This is a genomic window from Actinoplanes sp. NPDC051475 (assembly GCF_040689425.1).
Classification (GTDB): domain Bacteria; phylum Actinomycetota; class Actinomycetes; order Mycobacteriales; family Micromonosporaceae; genus Actinoplanes.
This window is the reverse complement of record NZ_JBFAZZ010000008.1, coordinates 79,146-99,486: the sequence shown is the minus strand read 5'-3', so window position 1 is coordinate 99,486 and position 20,341 is coordinate 79,146. Positions and strand designations below refer to the sequence as shown.

The window sequence follows — 20,341 nt, the reverse complement described above, 5'->3', positions numbered from 1 at the left end:
TTCCTTACGCGCTGACAGTGATCCCGCCGGTGTCACCACGCCAGACCACCGAACCGCCGTCGCCGGTGAAGAGAATCATGCGGTCGTCGGGCTTGGAGTCGCGGCCCTGCTCTCGCCAGCGAGCGAGAAGCTGCCGGATGCCCTTTACGGCGCTGTCGATGGTGAGGCCGGCTTCCTGTCCGCCGACGACGACCACGGCGATTCGCGGGTCCCGGTCGAACGGCTGCCTCAGCGCTGCCTCCACGCGGTCCGGTTCGGTCGGTGACGGGTTGTCGCTGGGATCGAGCCAGCGCAGATCACCGTACGAGCCGGCGTCGGTTTCGTCGGAGCGGAGAATGGTGTCGGGGTTGGCGGGTCGAAGAGCTCGGACGTCATATGAGCCCGCGAGGAGTTCCGCTAGGTGTCGCTTGTGGGCGTACTCGAAGATTTCGAGATAGTGGGCGCCCAGGGTGAAAGCGGAACCCAGCGGGCCTGGCGTCTGGCCGGGCCGGACTTCGGCCGGGTCGGGGTCGGACTGGATGGCTTGGTCGGCGGTTGGGGCTACTCGCGCGGTGGGCCGAATTCCCAGCCCATCCGGTCGCCCTCCTCGCACATCTTGAGGAGCGTCTCCTCGGTCGGCAGCTCCGTCTCCAGCACGTCCCGAGCGATCTGCTCCGCCGTCGCTCGATCCACCGGCCGTACCCGATCCCTGAACTGGTCGTCGTAGATGAAGCGGACTGCCAACCCCGGACCGTAGATCCACGCCTTCCGCGGGACGCTCCACATCACCGCCTGCAGCGGTCGGCTCACTTCGATCTCGTACGCCACCATGCTCGTGACCACGCCCGAGTCGTCCGACTTCAGGATCGCTCGATAGCCGAACTCCGGATCGGTCATTCGAACCTTCCGATCTATGCGTGTCGAAGAGGTCGCCAGGCATGAGGCGGTATCTGTCGAGGACGATCTGGAACGAAGCGCCTTCGTCCGACAGGGCCCGAGAGTACTTCTCCCACTGTTCCCCCTGATCCGCGATCCACGTGCTGAAGCGCGAGTCGACGGGCTTCATCGGCTCGAGGGCACTCAAAGACTCCGGCTGATGCTCGGGCAGGTCATGCCGCCGGTTCACAGCCACCATGCGTACAAAAGCGTCGAGGCGGGCCGCGAACGGAGCGTGCGGTAACCGGACTACCTCGTAGAGAAGATGCGTCTCCTTCGAGGAACTCCAGGAACGCGCCGTGGGGAACTGGATTTCGAACCGGAAGCCGTCCGGGGTCTGGACGGTCACGTTCAGCCCATTGTGCCGACCACCGGCGATCCAGAAGTTCACTTTCTTCCCGGGCGCGTACCCCCGCCGCCGAAGCTCCTCCAGAGTCGCCGACACGGCCTCCGCATATCGAGCCTCCGGCGTCACGATCGAGAAGCGAACTCGGTCCTTGACCGCTTCGAGGAACTCGTCGACGTCGGCACCTTCGGTTTCCAGCACCTCGGCAAAGGCGCGGCCGAGAGATTCCCTGCTCTTGTAGGCGTGCTCAAGGCCGGCCAGCGTCAGGTCGTGCTCCATGGGGAGCATGCTGTTGAGTGAGGTGAGCAGGTCATGGAGATCGGCGGTGACGCGTTGAGCAACGTGCTTGGCGTCTGCTACTGATCGCTCGATGGCTGCCTTGTGCTCACCGGTCAGGAGCTCGTAGAGGCGTGCCTGCACCAACCGCGGATCGAAGTCGTCCGCAGTAGCCTCCCGTACCCGAAGCCTCTGCTGTTGATTCGAGGAACTGCCGGGGGCTACTCGCGCGGTGGGCCGAATTCCCAGCCCATCCGGTCGCCCTCCTCGCACATCTTGAGGAGCGTCTCCTCGGTCGGCAGCTCCGTCTCCAGCACGTCCCGAGCGATCTGCTCCGCCGTCTGTCGATCGACTGCCTGCGTCCTGCCCTGGTGCTTGTCGTCGTACAGCAGGGGTACCGCCAGGCTCGGAGCGTAAATCCACGCCTTTCTCTGAACGCTCCAGATCACGGCCTGGAAGGGGCTCTCGGGAAGGACTTGATAGGCGATCAGACTCGTGACCGCTCCCGACTTGTCCGACTTCAGGACCGTCTGGTAGTCGAACGGCTTGTCGGTCATCTCCGTCATCCGATCTCCTGCCGAGCATTTCCGCCCGGGTAAGTCCGTAGTCAGCCAGTTCTTCGTCGAATGATCGGCCCGACTGATCCAGGTGATGAGCGTACTCACGCCACATCGCCGGCTCCTGCGCCATCGAGCGCCGGATCGTCGTGTCGACGGTCTTCGTGATCGGGAGGCGCTCGAGCCCCTCAGGCTGATGTTCCGCCATCCCGGCGTCGCGGTTGTCCTGAACCATCTTCAACAGCGCTTGGGCCCGACGTACCGCCGGTGCACGCTTGAGCCGCAACGTTTCGTATGCCTCGTGAGTCGAGGTCGACACGGTACGAGACCGCGCCGTGGGGAACTGCAGTTCGAACACGAAGCCGCTGGGGTCGGTCATCGTCACGTTGAGGCCGTTGTGGCGTCCCATCGAACCCCAGAAGTTCACCATCTTGCCGGCGGTGAAGCCGACCCTTCGAAGCTCCGCGAGTGAAGCCTCCACCGAGGCGACGTAGTCCTCCTCGGACACCTGGATCGAGAACCTGACGCGATCTTTGGTATCCGCCAGAAATGCATGCACGTCCACGTCCTCAAGCTCGGACTCGATGGCGAACGCGCGTGCGAGCGAATGTTCCGTTTTGACGCGGTGCTCCTCGCCGACGATGTCGGGAGGGTGGGACAGCGGCGCGGAGTGGAGGGCGTTTACCGCTTCGTGCAGACGGACGGATATCTGGGCAGCCATTGAGGCCGCGTCTACGACAGAGGCAACGATCGCTGCCCTGTCTTCGCCCCGGAGAGAGGCGAGTAGCCGGCGCTCCTCCGTTCCTGGATCGAAGTCTTCCGTGCGCCGAGGTGCTACTCCCGGGGTGGGCCGTGACTCCAGCCCATCCTCGCCCCTTCCTCGCACATCTCTTCCAGCAACTGCGGCGTCGGCAGTTCCGTCATGAGCTGTTCCCGTGCCAGGCGCTCGGCTGTCGTCCTGTCGACTGTCACGGACTCGTTGGCGGATGAATCGTCGAAGAGCGGTCTCGCCGCCAGCGCGGGGGCGTAGATCCATTGCTTGCGGGCTGCGTGCCACATCACTGCTTTGAGCGGAGCTGTCGCTTCCGCCCGGTAGGCGATCAGGCTCGTCACCTCGTTCGACCCGGGAGTCTTCAGGAACGCTCGGTAGGCGAAGGTCGGCTCGCTCATTCGGCGGATCCAGCCTTTCTATTCCGCGTACGTCGTCCGGATCGAGGGTCCAGTGCTCAAGGGCTTGGCGGAGCGTCATGCCTTCCGAGGCCAAAGTCGTACGGTATGCGATCCACGCCTCTCTGCCGCTGCCGCTGGTGGCCCAGCGCGCCAGGGATGTGTCGACGGTTGCGTCGACCATGTCTAGGCCGGCCGGTTGGTGAGCAGGCATGTCGTGCATTTTGTTGATGGCCAGGATGCCGAGGAACGCCTCGACCCGCTCCAGCCCGGTGACGTCCTCGGACGTGAGGCGGACGATCTCGTACAGCTGGTGAGTCTGCTTGCCGACTTCGCGAGATTTTTCGGTGGGGAACTGGAGTTCCATGCGGAAGCCGGACGGATTCCGCATCGTGACGTTGAGGCCGTTGTGGCGACCGCTGCCGTCGCCCCAGAAGCTCGCCACCTCGAGGATCTCGTAGCCGTTTGAGCGAAGGTGTTCCAGCGCTCTGCCGAGAGCTTCGGCATAACCCGCTTCGGGCAGTGCCACGGAGAAGCGCACCCGGTCGTTGCTTGATTCGAGGAATTCCTCGATGGTCGTACCGTAGAGGGCTTCCCGCTCGGCGAACTTTCGAGCCAGGGAAGTCATGGACTTGGCCCGATACTCCTCGTCCACCACTTCGGCGCCCACCGTCTCGGCGAGGGCCTGCATTTTCGTCAGCTCCGTGGTCGCCACCAGGTCGGCCGCTGCGACCGATGCCTCCAACGCCTCTCGTTGGGAACCGGTCAAGCTCCCGAGCAGATTTTGTTCAGCTGATCGCGGGTCGGACGGTTCCTCGTGGGGTCCGGTCGGCTCCAGGCTGGACCGGCTCCACAGGCCTGCTTGGTGGTACGGCAGCGGCGCCGGGCGTCCCTTGTTGTCGACGACGAGTGCGTCCATCGAGATGATGTTGTCCGGGGCCGGAATCCCGCGGTGCCCATACAGCGGCGAACTCTCCGAGAGCCGCCCCGTCTGCGGGTCCAGGAACAGGATGGTGCCGTTCTGGTTGACCGCCGTCCAGGCGTGCGCCGTGCCTTGTTCCGACTCCGTCACTATGAAGGCGAATGCGCCGTGCCCGATGTTGTACAGCTGGTTGTGCAGGTTGGTCATGGCCTTGTCGACTGCGGATTTCGCCTGGTCCGCCGGGAGCGAGCCCACGTACGGGCACAGACCCTGAAACTCGCCCCCGACCGCCTGTTCGATGCGCGACAGGCCCGCCTCTTCGGCGCCGAGGGGGCGGGTCGGGTCGCCTTCCGCGTACGCGTCGAAGGTTCTCGGGGCCGCGACCCGGGGGCGGCCGTGGATGTAGGTGTCGAAGAGTGAGAGGACGCCGTCCACGCAGTTGATCGCCCGGGTGGGGTCGGCTGCCGGGCCGCCGTCGTTGGCCAGGGCGAACCACTCGCCCGCTCGGGGGTCGACCAGGCGTTGCACCCGGCCGTCCGCCTGTCGCGGCATCGCTCGCTCCAGGTCCTTCTGGTGTACGGCCAGAGGCGGGCGAAGGCCACCGCGTTTCCCGTACGGGCGGGAGTGGTCGATCGGAGGCGGGTCGTCGTCACCGGTAAGCACGGACTCGTCGACGCCGGCGTGGGTCAGGGTGCCGATGTCGTCGTTGAGCCGGGTCCAGTCCGGTGGGTCGATCTCGATTCGGGGCGGTGCGGTTGCTCCCGTGCGTACCGAATCCGCCTTGGTCTCAAGGGCTTCCACGTCCTGCGCGGTGAGGCGGGCGTCGGTGCGGAGCTGGTCGGCCCGCACGGTGGAGCCCGCGCGGTTCGCGGCGTCGGCCTGCTGGTGCAGGTCATGGATCTTGGCGCGGTGGGTTTCGGCGAGGCGGATCAGGTATTCGGCGTGCTCGTCGCGGCGGTTCTGTTCGTGGGCGACGCGGATGTGCGTGAGGAAGTCGCGGTGATTGCGGCGTTCAGCATCGTCATCGGACAGCCGGGAGACCGGTGCGGCCGCGTCGTGGTCAAGGACGGGGTCGGCGGAGGGCGTCGCGTCGTGGTCGAGCACGTGGTCGGCCGGCGCGGGCGGCATCAGATCGTGATCGGCAGGGGCATCGTCGGCCGGGGTACGCGGTGTGAATGGCTCGAACGCCTCACCGACCCGGTCCCGCGGAGCCCGAGGCTCGAGCGCCTCGGCGATGTGATCGATCGGCCGCCGCGGCGCCGGCACCCGCGGCTCGGGCCGGGCCGGGATAGGCCCAGGCCCAGGCCCAGGCCCAGGCCCAGGCCCAGGCCCGGGCCCCGGTTCCGGCGAAGGCGAAGGCGAGGGCGAGGGCGAGGGAGGAGGCGACGGAGGTGGCGGAGGTGGCGGAGGTTCCGTACCGGCATAAGCCGTCGAGTAATACACCGGCGCAGGTCGCGGCTCCTGGGGCAGGGTGGCCTGCTGCGGCCGCCACAAGCCGTCCGGACGGTCGGGGAACGGCATCGGGTTGCCGCGGCCGTCCACCACCAGCGCGTCGATCGCGATCACGTTGGCGATGTGCGGGCCGCCGTGATGGCGATACAGGGTCGTACCCGGCGCCGCGACCAGGCCCGACTGCGGGTCCACGAACAGGATCTCGCCGTTCTGGTTCACCGCCGCCCAGGCGTGGGCCGTGCCGCCTTCCCAGGCGTTGATCAGGAACGCGAAGGAGCCGTGCCCGCCTGCGCGCAGGTGCGCCGACACCGCACCGAGCGCCTGTTCCACCCGCCCGCGCGCGGCGATCGGGTCGTTCGCGGACACGGGCGGGCACAGCGACTGCAGGCGCCCACCCGTGGCGTGCTCGATGCGTTCCGAGCCGAGATCTTCGCCGTACTGGGGTCGCTGCGGATCCCCGTCCCGGTAGGCGTCGAACGTCCGCGGGGCCGAGACGCGCGGGCGCCCGTGCACGTACGTGTCGAAAAAGGACAGCACGCAATCCTGGCAGTTGATCGCGCGAGTCGGGTCGGCCGCCGGGCCGCCGTCGTTGACCAACCGGAAGTACGGCGTACGCGGATCCGCCGCCCGCACCGGATCGCCGGCGGCATCCCGCGGCACGGCGTTCTCGAGGTCGAGCTGGTGCCGGGCGAGCGGCGTCCGCAGACCCGCCGGATGACCGTACCGGCGCGTCCGATCGACCGGCGGCGGATGGTCGCTGCCCGTGAGCACCGACCGGTCACCGACCGACACACCGCCCGGCGCAAGCTGCCCACTGTCCCGGTTGGCCCGATGCCAGTCCCGCGGCTCGACCGCCGTCACCGCCGCGCCGTTCGCCGCCTTGGCGGGATCACGCAGGTCGCTGAGCTGCGCCTCGGCCCGGTCGGCGGCCTGCATCGCGACGGCCGCGTCGGCCTCGAAGAACTGGCCCAGCCCCGGATCGAGCCTCACATACTTCGCAACCCGAGCAGAACGCCGCGCGAGCCGAGCCCGCCGCCGGGAACTCTCGGCCTTCTGCGTCAGCGCATCGATCGTGTCCTGCCGCCGGAACTCCGCATAGGCGACCCGCTGCTGCCGTGCGAACTCGAAATACCCCGCCGCCTCGGGCGACATCGCCGGAGCCACCCCGAGATCGGCCGCCCCCGGCACGAAGGTCGCGGCCACAACAAGATCAGAATCCCCGGGTACGCCGTCAGCCCCGTCCCCAGACCCCGGCCGCTCCACCCCGGCCGTCCCCACCGCCGGATCGCCAGACCCGGTAGGCCGAGCAGGCGCACCACCCGCCGAGCCACCGAAGTCCCGACCGGACCCGGGTGGCGAGGCGACGGCACCGTCCCGACCGGACCCGGGTGGCGAGGCGACGGCAACGTCCCGGCCGGACCCGGGTGGCGGGGCGACGGCACTGTCCCGACCGGAAGCTGGCGACGACGCAGTCCCACCGTCCCGTCCAGCACCCGACGGTGGGGCGACGGCAACGTCCCCACCGGAGCCAGCCGGCGCAAGCGCGCCATCCCGCGAACCGACCGATGTCACCGTCCCCGGTTCGGGCGACAGCACACCAGTAGGCCCGCCCGTGTCCCGTGCGAGCGCCGGAGATCCGTCCCCCACCGACACCGAATCGCCCGTCGTCGTGGATGGAGAAGTCCAGGGCGAACCGATCGGCGAAGAAGACCCGGCGTGGGTGACGGGCGGCGCAGGGAACTCGTCGTGCGATGCCGGCGGCGAGCCGTTCGGTGCGGCCGGCGACGAGACCTCGACATGGGAACCAGACAAATCGATCGACGTGGACCGGGATGGGGTCTCTGCGGTCGCGGCCGAAGAAGACGACGAGGACACCGGCGTCGTGGAAGTTTCCGGGGAGGACACCGGCGACGAGAACGACTCCGGAGACAGCGGCGACGGGAAAGACTCCGGCGAGGAGAACGGCGAGGAGAGCGGGGAGGAAGTGGGCAGCGGCGGGGAGGACGGCGAGGAGGCGGGTGGCGTTTCGGGAGGGACTTCTGCTGACGTCGGCGTTGCAGGATCGAGCGGCCGATTCGCGTCAAGCAGCTCCGCCGGAAGGCCCGGAACGTCCAGACCCGCAGCCAACAACGACTCCGTGACCCCCGAAGTCGTAGCATCGAGCGCCGCCCCCGAGGCCCCCGAGCTCGCCGACTTCGCGACCCCCTCCAGGTCCGGCAGGTCACCGCTGACTGCTGCCCCGCCGAACTCCCCCAGCACCTCCGCGCCCATCCCCCGGCCTACGCCAACGTGGGAAGAGCCCCGTCCCGTCCCTGCCCCAGCCCCCGCGAAGCCTCCGGCGAAGCCGCCCGCCGACGACGTACCCAGGTCCTTCCAGTCGAGGCCGTGCGCGCGGCCCGTCGAGTTTTGGTAGAGCTGGATGCCCGCGTTGGTCGCGGCCTCCTCGCGCAGCTCGTCGAAGCCCTCGTCGACCGCCTCCCGACCCAGGTGCTTGAGGCCTTCACGGGTCGTGAGCTGCTTCGCCGCGCGCTCGCCTGCTTCCTTCAAGGTCTTCTTGATTGCCTTGCGGCCGAGTTGCTCGACGAGGCGCTTGAAGATCTGCTGGATCGCGAACCTGGTCGCCGCGATCAGGCCGCCCGCCGCCGGGGACGCCGCGCCCAGGGTGAGGGCTGTTGCGACCGTCATGCCGATCAGCTCGATGAGGAACAGGCCGATTTCGATCCAGGCCTCGAGCTTCGCGCCCTCGATGTCACGGCCGCATTCTTCGACCAGGTTGCCGAGTTGGTCGGCGATTTCGAGCAGGGAGGTCAGGGGGGCCTGGTCCTCGACCGCTACCCGGTCCCAGGCACCGATGAAGGCCTGGGCGGTCACGCCCGCGCCGCCGTAGCCGGCGATCACCCGGCCTGCCGCCTCGAACGCTTCGTCGCGGGGGGTGGTGAGTTGGCCGGCGATCGCGTACCAACGGTCGGCGACCTCCCAGGTGGCCTTCTCGTCGCCTTGCGGCCAGTCGAAGCCCACCACCCACTCGAGCGCCTCGTACGCCCAGCCGGGCACGTCGAACGGGCAGTAGTCCAGCGGGTGCGGGATCGGGCTGGGGAGGATCGTCACGACCGATTCCTGTACGTGTGCTCCACGCGTACCGATGCAGTGTGGTCGGTCTGCACGGCCTCGCGGACGGCCTGGACCACCGCGTCGCCGAGGCCTTCCACGTAGCCGCCGAGCTTCTCCCAGGCTTGGAGCACCTGTTGCTCGATCGGGCGGTAATTGCGCTCGAAGGCCTGGCCGATGTCGTCGGTGCCCCAGGGGCGGGCGGCGCTCAGCTCGGCCGCCTCCGCGCCGGCGTCGTCGCGCAGTTCGCCGAGGTGGCGGCCGGCAGCGGCGAGGTCCCGCCCGGCCTCGGCGGCGGGTTCCGGCTCGAGCCACATTTCACCCACGGCCGACGTCCGTCTCGCGCATGAGCCCAGGGCCGGTGTCCGTCTCGCGCATCATCTCGTCCTGGCGGTGGAGCAGCGAGCCCAGGTCATCGTCGCGGAGGAACCGCATCGGGCCGGAGTCCGCGGGCAGGTAGTCCGCCATGAGCCGCTGCACCTCCGCGGCCGCCTGCGCCGCGGCCCGGGCGGTGGTCGCCACGATGGTTCGGCTCAGCTCGGCGGCGTCCATGTCCCGGTAGATCCGGCGGTCCAGGCGCAGGTCGACGAGCTGGCCCCGGGCGCTGACGGTGGCGCGGATCAGACCGTCCTGGGAGTCGGCGCTGACCCGCAGTTCGGCGAGGCGGCGCTGGAGGCCGTCCAGATCGGACCGTAGGCGCTGGTAGCGGCCGTAGACGTCGTCGAAGCGCGCCCGCAGGGTGTGGTTGGCGTCGCGATCCGCCGTCTCCGCCACGGTTTCCCCCTCTCCCGCTTCCATCGACGGGGATTGACCCTACCGGGCGACGCGACGCGGTGTGGTCCGGTAACTTCAGCCCGCACATGGATGGCACATGAGGGGGCGAAATGATCACGCTGGCGGAGGCCGAGGAGATCGCCGCCGGGTGGGCGCGCACCGAGTCCGAGCGCCGGGGGTACGAGTGCACGCCGATGGTGAGCGAGTTCGACCTCGGGTTCGTGGTGTGGACGAAGCAGCCGCCGACCGTGCTGCCGATTCCCGGTGACGGCGTGCGTACGGTGATCGACCGCGAGAACGGGGCGCTGTCGACGTACCCGGGGGTGCCGGTTTCGGTCGTCGCCGAGCTCTACCGGCGGCAGCAGCCGGAAGTGGCCGCCCGGCGGCGGACTGTCGACCCCGAGGTGGAGCTGCGGCGCAACGCACGCCGCCGGCCGTCGCCCACCACCGCCGCTCATCTCACTGTGGACGGAAGACTCTTCATCGCGCGCGGGGCAAAGGGCGATCAGCGGATCGATCATCACCCGCTGGTCGCGGAGCATCTGGCCGCCATCGAGCCGGGTTCCCGGGTACGCGGCACCGAGCGGCACGCCGAGCTCATCGTGCTGTCGGACGCGCTGCACGAGGCTGATCGCGTACGGGAGAAGCCGTTGACGCTCGACGAGGCGCGGGCGTGGCTGCGGGACGCCGACTTCGAGGCGTACCTGGTCCGGGAGAAGGGTGATCCGCTGGCCGGGACGCAGGCGCGGCCTTGCGAGTCGTGCCTGGTCACGCTCGTCGACTTCGCGCTGCTGCCGTGGTCGCACCTGGCGTTCGTGGAGCCTTTCCGGCCGTACTCGCAGAACGTGGCGGAACCGGGTCGCTTCCCGGACGTCGTCGCGGGGGCGCTGGCCGACGCCGGCTGGCGGCCCACCCACCGGATGGTGGCGGAGGCGCTGGCCGACGGGATCGTCGAGGACGTCGTCGCGGTTCCGGGCCGGCGTCACCGGCACCAGCCGTTCCCGGCGGCCCGGGCAGCGATCATGGACTTTCCCGGGATCTTCTGCGGTCTGCGGATGCCAGGGGTACGCCGGCAGGTCCGCTGGCTGTCGCTGGAGCCGGCGGCGGCCGCGCACACCGCGGACCTGCTCGGGGAGTTCGGCGAGGTGATCGGGGCGCCGCTGTTCCCGCTCGGCGTCGAGGCGAAGGGCGACGCGATCGTCGCGATCGACGAGGGTGGGCGGATGTTCGCGCTGGATCAGGGCGGCGAGTGGTATCTGGGCGCGAACCTCGACGAGGGGTTGCTCAGCCTGCTCACCGGCGAGGGCCCGGCCGAGCGGGTACGCGACGACGGCTCCTGGTGACACCCGCGGTCAGCGACCGAGGCCCGCTGCGCGTCCAGCGTGACGTGCAGCGGGCCGCCGACCCGCGACTTCAGTCGAACAGCTCGTTGAGGAAGCTCTTCCGGCGCCGGTAGTGCCCGTGGTGGCCGCCGTGCCGGTAGTGGCCGTGGTAGCCGCCGTGGCCGTACTGCGGGCCGTGGCCGTACGCGGCGGGGGCCGGCGGGTACGCGGGCTGTCCGTAGCCGGGCGGCGGGGGCGCCGCGTAGCCACCGCCGTGTGCGGGCGGGGGCGGCGGGGGTGCGTACCCACCCGGGGTGGGCGGTGCCTGGGCCGGGCGCGGCGGGGCGGCGGCCTGCGCCTGGCGGCTGTTCCAGTTGGCCTCGGCCTCGAAGAGCTTCTCCAGCTCACCGCGGTCGAGGAAGATTCCGCGGCACTCGGTGCACTGGTCGACGGTGACGCCGCTGCGCTCGTAGACCCGCATCTCGCCGTGACACTTGGGACAGGTCATCTGCATCTCACAAACGGTACAAGGCCGTGTCACCGCGTGGTGCCGTTGTGCCTGTGGGTCTGCTGAAGACCAGCGCCGGCGACCACGCCAGGAACGCCAGCGGGTAGAGCAGGTAGCCGAAGCGGGTCGTCGGCATCAGCAGGATCGCGGCCAGGAGCCCGTACCCGCAGAAGAGCGCCGCGGCCGCCGCGGTGACCGGCGGACGCCGAATGAGCAGCACAGCGATGGTGAGGGCCGCCGCGACCAGCAGCGCGGCCGCGACGTAGCGGCCGCCGGGCAGCGCCTGGGAGATCAGATAGCCGGGGAAGGGCGACTGCGCCGGGCTCGTCACGAGGCCGTGGCCCAGCGGGAACCGGACGACGTTCTCGACGAAGGCGTTCCCGTCCACCAGGAACGCCGGGAGCAGGGCGAGGACGGGCAGCCCGAGCGCGCCGGGCAGGAAGCGGCGCAGGTTGCCGGTGGTGAAGGCCAGCACCAGCAACACGGCCACGACCGGCAGCGCGAAGAGCTTGAGCGCGGCGGCGGCACCCACGGCGACGCCCGCGGCCCTGTAGCGGTCGGTCGCGCCGCACGCGAGCGCCAGCAGGCACAGGGCCAGGACCGGCAGGTCGTCGCCGCCCGTGGCCAGGGTCAGGGCGCAGATCGGCAGGATGGTGGCGAACTGCACCGCGCGTACCGCTGAGGAGCGCAGCAAGCGAACGGCCGTGACCAGTGCGGCCGCCGTGACCAGCGCAAACCCGATCCGCGCGTCCGTACACCAGAGGTCGCCGAAGGCGGCGCGAGGCAGGCCGAAGACGGCCATCCCCGGCTGGTACGGCGCATAGCCGAGCAACTGCTCCCCGGGCGGCAACGCGCCGATCGCCTCCGGCCCGAGGTAGGGCGTGCCGGTGTGCGCCAGCCGCTCACCCATGTGCTCGACGACGAGGACTTCCTCCTGGGCCCGGTCGGTGCGCCCCGCCGAGCGCTGCACGGCCTGCACCACGAGCGGGAGCAGGGCCACGCCACCCCAGACCGCCCAGGTCAGCGGCATCCGCAGCGCGGGGCGCCGCAGTAGCAGCTGGACCCCGGCCACGAGGAAGGCGGCGAGGTAGCCCCAGACCGCGATGCCACCCCACGCCCGGTGCGGCAGCAGTGTCGACGTCAGCGCCGTGACCAGGGCGAAGGCCGCGGAGAGCCCGTAAAGCGCCAGATCCGCACCCAGGCCGCCGGCGGCGCGATCAATCCGCTCCAGCACCCTCACGCAGGCAAGTGTGGCAGAGGTGATCTCGGGTTCCGGCGGCGCGCCATCCGCACCACGGAGCCGGACTTGTGCAGCGGGCCGGCCAGGAATCCCGGTCGTCCGCCGGAGCCGCGCTGCAGGGTGGCCAGCAACCGGCCGGCCCGCATCGGCCGCGCGAACAGGTGCCCCTGCCCGGTGAGGCAGCCGAGCTCCCACAGCGCGTGCCGCTGCGGTTCGCTCTCCACGCCGTCGGCCACGACGATCAGGTGCAGGCTCCGGGCGAGGTCGACGGTCGAGCGTACGACCGCGGCCGCCTCCGTGGACGTCTCCACCTGCACGACGAACTCCCGATCGATCTTCAGCTGGTGCACCGGGAGGCGGGAGAGCACGGACAGCGACGAGACGCCGGTGCCGAAGTCGTCGAGGGCCAGCTTGACGCCGGCGTCGCGCAGTTCGTGCAGCGTACGGTCGACGACCTCGAGCTGGCTCAGCGTCAGGGTCTCGGCGAGCTCGAGCACGAGCCGGTCGGCCGGCACGCCGTGGCCGCCCAGCCGGTCGAGCACCGTGGCCGGGAACGTGGGATCGAGCAGGCTGCGCGGCGACACGTTGACGGCGACGGGAAGGTCGAAGCCGGCCTCCCGCCAGGCGCTCAGCGCGGTCAGCGACTCCTCCAGGACCGCGTCGGCGAACGCGGGCAGCTGCCCGGAGCGCTCGACGGTCTCCAGGAACTGCATCGGGGTGAGGTCGCCGTGCTCGGGATGGTGCCAGCGGGCCAGCGCCTCCGCGGAGACGACCTCACCGGTGGCCAGGTCGACGATCGGCTGGAAGTCCACGACGAACTCGCGCCGGGTGACGGCCCGGCTGAGCTCGCCGCCCAGCACCAGCCGGCCGACGTCCGCGGTGTCCCGGGCGTGCGCGTAGATCGCCGTCCGGCGTCCGCCGCGCTTGGCCTCGTACATGGCCACGTCGGCGCGGCGCATCAACTCCTGGACGCCACCGCTGCCGGGCGCGAGTGCGATGCCGCCGGCGGCCTCGATGGTGAGCTGCATGCCGTCGACCTCGATGGTCCGCTCGAGCGTGGCAAGCAGATCTGAAGCGCGGTGGGTGGCCACGGCGGGGGCCGGCAAGCCGGTCAGCAGGATGGCGAACTCGTCGCCGCCGAGCCGGGCCACCAGGTCGCGGGGCTGCGCCGCATTCTCCAGCCGGCGGGCCACCTCGCGGAGCACGTCGTCCCCAGCGGCGTGACCGAGGGTGTCGTTGACCTCCTTGAAGTGATTGAGGTCGATCAAGAGCATCGCGAACATGCCGTCGGGCGCGCGCACACCGAAGATCCGGCTGGCCTGATCGAGGAGCTCCCGGCGGTTGGCGAGGCCGGTGAGCGGATCGTGCGTGGCTGCGTACGCGTTCTCGGCGTTGATCCGCTTGAGCTCCGCGTACGCGCGGGCATTGCCGATCGCGGTGGACAGCGACGAGGCGAAGGTCTGGAGCTTGTACTGCTCGGACTCGTTGAGTTTGACGGATTTGCGGAACCGCAGCCGGAGTACCCCGATCGGCCCGGACGGGCCGTCGAGCGAGGCCTCGATGAGGAATCCGTCGCGCGCGGGTGCGGCGGCCACCGTGCCCTCGTAGACGACGCGTCCGATCGAGCCGCGGATGAGTCTGGGTTCCTCGAGGTCGCGAAGCTCGACCTCGGTCCCGTCGGCGGAGAAGAGATCGGGTGTGAGACTGACCGCCGCGTGCAGGACCTTCGTCAGGTCCGTCACGTTCAGCCGATCGGTGGTGCCGGCGAGGCGCCGCCAGGCATCGTGGTCCGCGCGCTGCTGGATCTTGTTCTTCGTGGCGAGCTGGAAGGCCAGCACGGTCGGCGCCATGGCGAGGACCAGCATCTCCTGCTGCCGGACCGCGAGCACCGTCACCAGCGCGAGCACGACGTTGACGCCGCGGATCCGCATGACGACGTCCCAGTTCTGGCGGACGACCTGGCGCCACGGGGTCCGGGTCGCGAGTGACATCACGGTGTCACCGAGGATCTCGTCCACTATGGCGTAGGCGATCGCGGCCGCGATCAGGCTCAGCATCAGCCGCGGCACGGAGGGAACGTCGCGCGCCCGGTCGATGGCGGGATGGATGCCGGCGAGGAACACGACCGACCCGGCCGCGGCGCAGGCGATCGTGTCCTTGGCGGAGTTGAAGATGACTTTTATCGGCTGGCGAATCACGATCTTGGAAGCCAGCACGCCGAGTGCGGTGCAGATGATCGCCCAGGGCAGCGGCAGCGTCGCTACTGCGAGGAGGATCGACCCCGACGCGGCGGAGAACGAACGGTTCTCCGACCGGACCCGCAGCAGGATGAGCGGTCCGCTCGCCGCAGCGATGATCACCGTCAGCGCCGCCAGGAACGGCAGCTTGCCGGGCGGCATGGATGTGGCGGACAGGCCGGATGCGATCAGGCAGCCCACGCCCACAAACGCGACTAGACCGACGTACAGCCGGAGCTGCTTGTCGGTCTTCGCGTCGTTCACCGCGGACGCCCCATGTCTCCATGGTCTCCCGCTGCCCGTACGGGCTGTCAATGCCTCATCGCCACTCTGTAGCGATCCAGCGGGCTACGACTCACGCCCAATCCTGCTCACTCATCTCGCACCTCCGTTTTCGTGAATGCAAGCCGGTCGTTGAAGGCCGGTCTGGCGACCAATCCGTTCCGCGCCGTTCCGCGCCGTTCTTCTGCCCAAGAGGTTAGAAACTGAACGCCGTATGCGGAAGAATGTTTTGTCGCTCGTTTCACGAAATGCGAGTATAGCGCGCTATGTACCGATTCAGTGACGGTGCAATGACGCTCCGCAGCGGCGGAATGCCCTCTCTCCGGCTGGGCAAACAGTGGAACTTCCGGGCCGCCGGTACCCGCGAGCAGGTATGAATGTACGACGTTGCAGGCGACCTTGCGGAAACTGTAAAGCGTGCGATGGATCAATTCACCGCGTAGAACGGATTGCGATCCGAAATGGCTACGGAAAGTGGGAGATCGCTGACGAAGCGCCATTGCTCCGGCGCGCCCGAATGTCAAGACCATCTTGGTGGTGGATAGTCTGCTGAGGTGACGAAGCCAGCGAAAATGACCCATGTCGACGCCGACGGGGCGGCCCGCATGGTCGACGTATCGGCGAAAACCGTGACTGTCCGCCGCGCCGTCGCGGCCGGGCGGCTGGTCACCACTCCCGAAGTCGTGGCGTTGCTGCGCGGTGACGGACTGCCCAAAGGGGATGCCCTCGCCGTCGCCCGGCTCGCCGGAATCATGGGCGCTAAGCGGACACCCGACTTGATCCCGCTGTGTCACCCGATCGGGTTGCACGGGGTCGCCGTCGACCTCACCGTCACCGACGCCGGCGTGGACATCGTCGCCACGGCGAAGACCGCCGACCGCACGGGTGTCGAGATGGAGGCCCTCACCGCGGTGGCGACCGCCGGGCTCGCGCTGATCGACATGGTCAAGGCCGTCGATCCGGCCGCGAGCATCGAGGCCGTCCGCGTCCTGCGCAAGGAGGGCGGCAAGACCGGGGATTGGGTACGGCCGGAGAACCGCCCGTGATCCGCGCCCGCGTCATCGTCGCCTCCAACCGGGCCGCGGCCGGCGTGTACGCGGACACCAGCGGCCCCCTGCTCGTCGCCGGCCTGCGCGACCTCGGCTGCGAGGCCGACGCGGCGCCGGTCGTGGTGCCCGACGGGCCCCCGGTCGCCGAGGCCCTGCGCGCCGCGGTCGCCGACGGGATCGACGTCGTGCTCACCAGCGGCGGGACCGGCGTCACCCCGACCGACCGGACCCCCGAGGCCACCCGGCCGCTGCTCGACTTCGAGGTGCCGGGCATCGCCGAGGCGATCCGCGCGTACAGCCGGGACAAGGTGCCCGCCGCCGCGTTGTCCCGTGGCCTCGCCGGGGTGGCCGGGCGCACCCTGATCGTCAACCTGCCCGGCTCCACCGGCGGCGCGCGGGACGGGCTGGCGGTGCTCGGCCCGATCCTGGTGCACACGGTGGAACAGGTCCGTGGCGGTGACCATAGGCTGCAGGAGTGAGCGCAGACAGCATGCCGATCGACTGGGACAAGGCCCGCACCCTCGCGTACGAGGCGGGCCGGGCGGCGGCGGGGCCCGCGCAGGCCGTTCCGCTGGGCGAGGCGGACGGCCGTACGCTCGCCGAGCCGCTGGTGGCCCTCACCGATCTGCCGGCCTTCCCCACCTCCAGCATCGACGGGTGGGCCGTGCGGGGCAGCGCGCCGTGGCGACCGGTCGGCCGGGTCCTGGCCGGTGACACGCCGCCCCCGCTGGCGCAGGACGGCACCTGCGTCGAGATCGCCACCGGCGCCATGGTTCCGGACGGCGCCGAGGTCCTGGTCCGGGTCGAGGAGTCGGCCTGCGACGCCGAGGGCCGCGTCAGCGGGACCCCGAGGCCGCAGCCCGAGTGGCGGCTCCCCGGCGAGGAGGCGCGTCGCGGCGAGGAGCTCCTCCCGGCCGGCACGCCTGTCGACCCCGGGGTGCTCGGCTTGGCGGCCACCTGCGGCTACGACACGATTTCGGTACGCCCCCAGCCCCGCGCCGCGCTGCTCGTCTTCGGTGACGAGCTGCTGACCAGCGGGCCACCGGGCGGCGGACGGGTACGCGACTCGCTGAGCCCCCTGGTCCCCGCCTGGCTACGCCGTCACGGGGCCACCGTGGATGCCGCCGCCGTGCAGGGGCCGGTACGCGACACCCTCGAGGCCCACGTCGACGCGATCCGGCAAGGGCTGGCCGTGGCCGACGTGGTCTGCACGACCGGCGGCACCATGCACGGTCCCGTCGACCACCTGCACCCCGCCCTGTCCGCACTCGGCGCCGAATACGTCGTGAACACCGTCGCGGTGCGGCCGGGCTTCCCGATGCTGCTCGCCCGGGTCGCGGGCCCCGACGGCCGCCCGCGCTTCCTCGCCGGGTTGCCGGGCAATCCGCAGTCGGCGGTGATCGCGCTGGTGTCGCTGGTCGCGCCGCTGCTCGCCGGCTTGCACGGGAGGGAGCTTCCCGCGCTGCCCCGGGTCGAGCTGGCCGCGCCGGTGGCGGGCCGGGGGGCGTTCACCCATCTGGCGCTGGCCGGCCTCGACGCAGACGGCCGCCGCGCCACGCCGGTGGGCCACGCCGGTTCGGCGATGCTGCGCGGTCTTGCCCGGGCGCACGGCTTCGTCGTGGTCCGGCCCGACCGGCAGGCCGCCGCCGGTGAGCTCGTGTCGTTCCTGCCGCTTTCGCTTACTTCCGGGGAGCGCTCATGACCGGGTCGGACGCCGTACGGATCGCCGAGGTGGGCGAGGCTCTGCTGGACCTCGCCGCGCACGAGAAGGCGGTCGCCGATCCCCGGGCCGGCGCGGTCGTCTCCTTCCAGGGCGTCGTGCGCGACCACGATCACGGCCGCGGCGTGACGCTCCTGGAGTACGAGGGCCACCCGAGCGCGGCCGCGGTGATCCGGGAGGTCGCCATGGAGATCGCCGCGGATCCCGACGTGTACGCGGTCGCCGTCTCGCATCGCGTCGGCACCCTGCAGATCGGGGACGTGGCGCTGGTGGCCGCGGTCAGCACCGCGCACCGGGCGGCGGCGTTCGCGGCCTGCGCACGGCTGGTCGACGAGGCGAAGGCACGGCTGCCGATCTGGAAGCGGCAGGTCTTCACCGACGGCACCGACGAGTGGGTCAACTGCCCCTGACGAGGGGTTCGCGGGGCGGCGGGATGGTCGTCGGCCGCCGGGTGACCCACGGGTCGGACGGTACGGCCGGTGCCGCGCCCGGCCGCCAGGGCAGCGTGTTGACCAGCAGGATCAGGGCCAGCGCGTACGCGTTGCCGGAGAGCGGGTCGGTGAGGTTGCCCATCGGGGCGAGCACCACCAACAGGTAGGTCAGCGCCGCAGCCGCGGCCAGGCCCGCCCCGGGGTGCCGCGGGCGTCCCGGCAGTGGGTGTCGTGCCGAGGCCTGCCGCCGGGCCGCCGCGTCCACGAGGATCAGCACCGCCGGCAGCATCCACATCAGCTCCTGCGTGCCGGTCACCGGGCCGGCGATCGCCGCGGTCAGCCCGACCAGGGTGAACGCCGCGACCTCGTCGCCGTCCGCGTGCGCCGACCGCGCCCGGATCAGGCCCACGGCGATGAGCAGCATCGAGAACGACAGCCACAGGAGCAGGGGCGTGCTGGCCGAGTCGTACAGCCGCGCCAGGACCCCGGCCAGCGACTGGTTCGCCGGCGCGTCGATCGGGCCGCTGCGGTCGATGCGCCACAGCACGTCACCGACCCAGGCCGCGGTCTCGTGCGGGGCGACGAGCAGCGCACCGGCCGCGACCGTGAGCGTCGTGCCGGCAGCCGTCAGCGCCGCCCGCCACTGCTTGGTCACCGCCAGGTACGCGATGAAGAACACCGGGCTCACCGTGAGCGCCGTCGCCAGGCCGATACCGGCTCCCGCCCAGCGCCCCTCCGCCCAGACGCGACGCAGCCGGGGTGGCGGCGTGGCGGCGGCCCGGCGGCGGGGCCACCAGCGGGCCCGCCGGAGCGCCCAGGCACCCCGGCGCAGCGCCACGATGTCGGCGGTGACCAGCCCGAAGGCGAGCAGGTCCAGCGTGCCGAGGCCGAGCGCGGCGCGTACCGGCTCGACCGTGAGGGCCAGCGCACCCGCGGCGAGCACGACCGGCCACCGGCGGCGGCCGTACCGGCGGGCGACAGGGCCGGCCAGGACGATGAGCGCCAGGGCGAGCGCCGCAACCCCCGCCAGCGCGAGCGCCCAGCCCGCGACCGCGAGCGGCAGGACGGCGGCGGGCGAGACCAGCAGCGCGGCCGGCGGCGGCAGGGCGGTGCCCAGCTGGCTGCCGGCCGCCCGGTACGCGTACAGCCCGTCGCCGGCCAGCCAGCTCGCCACGGCGCCGCGATCCACGGCAAGGCTGCTGAAGCCGTACCGTTGGGCGATGGTCGTGATCGCGGCCAGGATGCCGACGCAGGCGAGGCCGACCACGACGGAGCGGGAGGTCGTGGGCCGCACCGATGACCGCATCGCGGGCATGCCCGACCTCCCGTGGCTCGTCCGCTGGTCTCTGACCGCTTAACGGCGCGACGCCCGGTTTGGTGATGTTGGACGTGCGCAGGTCAGCGACCTGCGACGGTCAGTGGGGCAGCTTGCGGCCGGCCGCCGCGGACATGGCGGCGATCTTGGCCTCGCGCCGGGCGGTGCGCACGGCACGCCGCGCGGACCGCTGCGAGCGGTCGACGGCGCGGCTCACGGAACGCTGCGACCGGTCCAGCGCGTGGCTGGTCCGGTATCCCAGGCCCGGCTTGCCCTGGGTGTCCACCGCCGCGAGCAGCAGCCCCCCGAGCAGCCCCAGGTTCTTGAGGAAGTGGGTCTCGTGCTGGGTGCGTTCGGGCTCCGGCATGGACCAGAACGGGTGGCCCGCGACGGTGGTCGGCACGAGCCCGGCGGCGAGCACCGCGGCGGCCGGCCGGGTCAGCCGGCCGGTGGCCAGCAGCAGCCCGGCGGCGACGTCGCTCGCCGCCTTGACGCGGACCAGGGTCCGCGCGTCGCTCGGAAGGCGTGGATCCACCTTCTCGAGCATCGGGCCGACCTTGTCGGTCACCCGCTTGGCGGCGGCGACCTTGGAGTCGGGGTTGAGGACGATGCGGGCTCCGCTGACGACGAAGATCGCACCGAGCATGGCACGGGCGGCGGCACGTACGGGCTTCATAGCCTCGTTATACCCGCGTCGCCGGCTGTCCACCCGGCGGAAGC

Annotated in this window: 13 protein-coding genes; 5 read left to right on the top strand and 8 right to left on the bottom strand. The window is 70.8% G+C overall.

Annotated features, from left to right (window positions below):
* Window positions 1–4: 4 nt before the first annotated feature.
* The 3 genes from AB0368_RS18085 to AB0368_RS18075 are packed head-to-tail and all read right to left on the bottom strand — an operon-like array spanning window position 5 to window position 9,517.
* The gene (locus AB0368_RS18085) at window positions 5–8,743 is read right to left on the bottom strand and encodes a toxin glutamine deamidase domain-containing protein (RefSeq protein WP_366155013.1); all 8,739 of its coding nucleotides are present in this window, start codon (window positions 8,741–8,743) and stop codon (window positions 5–7) included.
* The gene (locus tag AB0368_RS18080; protein WP_366155012.1) at window positions 8,740–9,069 is read right to left on the bottom strand and encodes a hypothetical protein; all 330 of its coding nucleotides are present in this window, start codon (window positions 9,067–9,069) and stop codon (window positions 8,740–8,742) included. The genes AB0368_RS18085 and AB0368_RS18080 overlap by 4 nt, the downstream gene beginning before the upstream one ends.
* Window positions 9,062–9,517 carry a YbaB/EbfC family nucleoid-associated protein gene (locus tag AB0368_RS18075; protein ID WP_366155010.1) on the bottom strand — a complete coding sequence of 152 codons (456 nt, stop codon included), beginning with the start codon at window positions 9,515–9,517 and terminating at the stop codon, window positions 9,062–9,064. Before AB0368_RS18075 ends, AB0368_RS18080 begins: the two co-directional genes overlap by 8 nt.
* A 110-nt stretch (window positions 9,518–9,627) precedes the next feature.
* Here AB0368_RS18075 and AB0368_RS18070 point away from each other — a divergent pair, with 110 nt between their 5' ends.
* Window positions 9,628–10,860 carry an SUKH-3 domain-containing protein gene (locus AB0368_RS18070; RefSeq protein WP_366155009.1) on the top strand — a complete coding sequence of 411 codons (1,233 nt, stop codon included), beginning with the start codon at window positions 9,628–9,630 and terminating at the stop codon, window positions 10,858–10,860.
* 70 nt (window positions 10,861–10,930) lie between these two features.
* On the opposite strand, the gene AB0368_RS18065 is transcribed toward AB0368_RS18070, so the two are convergent.
* The 3 genes from AB0368_RS18065 to AB0368_RS18055 are packed head-to-tail and all read right to left on the bottom strand — an operon-like array spanning window position 10,931 to window position 15,088.
* Window positions 10,931–11,353, bottom strand: coding sequence for a zf-TFIIB domain-containing protein (locus AB0368_RS18065; RefSeq protein ID WP_366155008.1), 423 nt, complete (start codon window positions 11,351–11,353; stop codon window positions 10,931–10,933).
* Between the two features lies 1 nt (window position 11,354).
* Entirely contained in the window at window positions 11,355–12,587 is a 1,233-nt protein-coding gene (locus tag AB0368_RS18060) for a glycosyltransferase 87 family protein (protein WP_366155007.1), read from the bottom strand.
* Window positions 12,584–15,088, bottom strand: a complete 2,505-nt coding sequence (locus AB0368_RS18055) for a bifunctional diguanylate cyclase/phosphodiesterase (RefSeq protein WP_366155006.1) — start codon at window positions 15,086–15,088, stop codon at window positions 12,584–12,586. The genes AB0368_RS18060 and AB0368_RS18055 overlap by 4 nt, the downstream gene beginning before the upstream one ends.
* A gap of 572 nt (window positions 15,089–15,660) precedes the next feature.
* On the opposite strand from AB0368_RS18055, the gene moaC reads away from it, so the two are divergent.
* The 4 genes from moaC to AB0368_RS18035 are packed head-to-tail and all read left to right on the top strand — an operon-like array spanning window position 15,661 to window position 18,285.
* On the top strand, window positions 15,661–16,152 hold the full coding sequence (moaC, locus tag AB0368_RS18050) for a cyclic pyranopterin monophosphate synthase MoaC (protein ID WP_366155005.1): 492 nt from the start codon (window positions 15,661–15,663) through the stop codon (window positions 16,150–16,152).
* Entirely contained in the window at window positions 16,149–16,634 is a 486-nt protein-coding gene (locus AB0368_RS18045; RefSeq protein WP_366155004.1) for a molybdenum cofactor synthesis domain-containing protein, read from the top strand. The genes moaC and AB0368_RS18045 overlap by 4 nt, the downstream gene beginning before the upstream one ends.
* A gap of 11 nt (window positions 16,635–16,645) precedes the next feature.
* Window positions 16,646–17,857 carry a molybdopterin molybdotransferase MoeA gene (locus AB0368_RS18040; protein WP_366155223.1) on the top strand — a complete coding sequence of 404 codons (1,212 nt, stop codon included), beginning with the start codon at window positions 16,646–16,648 and terminating at the stop codon, window positions 17,855–17,857.
* A complete protein-coding gene (locus AB0368_RS18035) occupies window positions 17,854–18,285 on the top strand; it encodes a molybdenum cofactor biosynthesis protein MoaE (protein ID WP_366155003.1) in 432 nt (143 codons plus the stop codon). The genes AB0368_RS18040 and AB0368_RS18035 overlap by 4 nt, the downstream gene beginning before the upstream one ends.
* Here the strand turns inward: AB0368_RS18035 and AB0368_RS18030 are convergent.
* Window positions 18,272–19,621 carry a glycosyltransferase 87 family protein gene (locus tag AB0368_RS18030; RefSeq protein WP_366155002.1) on the bottom strand — a complete coding sequence of 450 codons (1,350 nt, stop codon included), beginning with the start codon at window positions 19,619–19,621 and terminating at the stop codon, window positions 18,272–18,274. The two genes, AB0368_RS18035 and AB0368_RS18030, sit on opposite strands and share 14 nt — an antisense overlap.
* Before the next feature lie 100 nt (window positions 19,622–19,721).
* On the bottom strand, window positions 19,722–20,297 hold the full coding sequence (locus tag AB0368_RS18025) for a DoxX family protein (RefSeq protein ID WP_366155001.1): 576 nt from the start codon (window positions 20,295–20,297) through the stop codon (window positions 19,722–19,724).
* Window positions 20,298–20,341 lie beyond the last annotated feature (44 nt).

Coding starts and splice junctions, on each gene's coding strand:
- AB0368_RS18070 (WP_366155009.1), top strand. CDS start 9,628: ATGATCACGCTGGCGGAGGCCGAGGAGATCGCCGCCGGGTGGGCGCGC.
- AB0368_RS18065 (WP_366155008.1), bottom strand. CDS start 11,353: ATGCAGATGACCTGTCCCAAGTGTCACGGCGAGATGCGGGTCTACGAG.
- AB0368_RS18040 (WP_366155223.1), top strand. CDS start 16,646: ATGCCGATCGACTGGGACAAGGCCCGCACCCTCGCGTACGAGGCGGGC.
- AB0368_RS18035 (WP_366155003.1), top strand. CDS start 17,854: ATGACCGGGTCGGACGCCGTACGGATCGCCGAGGTGGGCGAGGCTCTG.
- AB0368_RS18030 (WP_366155002.1), bottom strand. CDS start 19,621: ATGCCCGCGATGCGGTCATCGGTGCGGCCCACGACCTCCCGCTCCGTC.
- AB0368_RS18025 (WP_366155001.1), bottom strand. CDS start 20,297: ATGAAGCCCGTACGTGCCGCCGCCCGTGCCATGCTCGGTGCGATCTTC.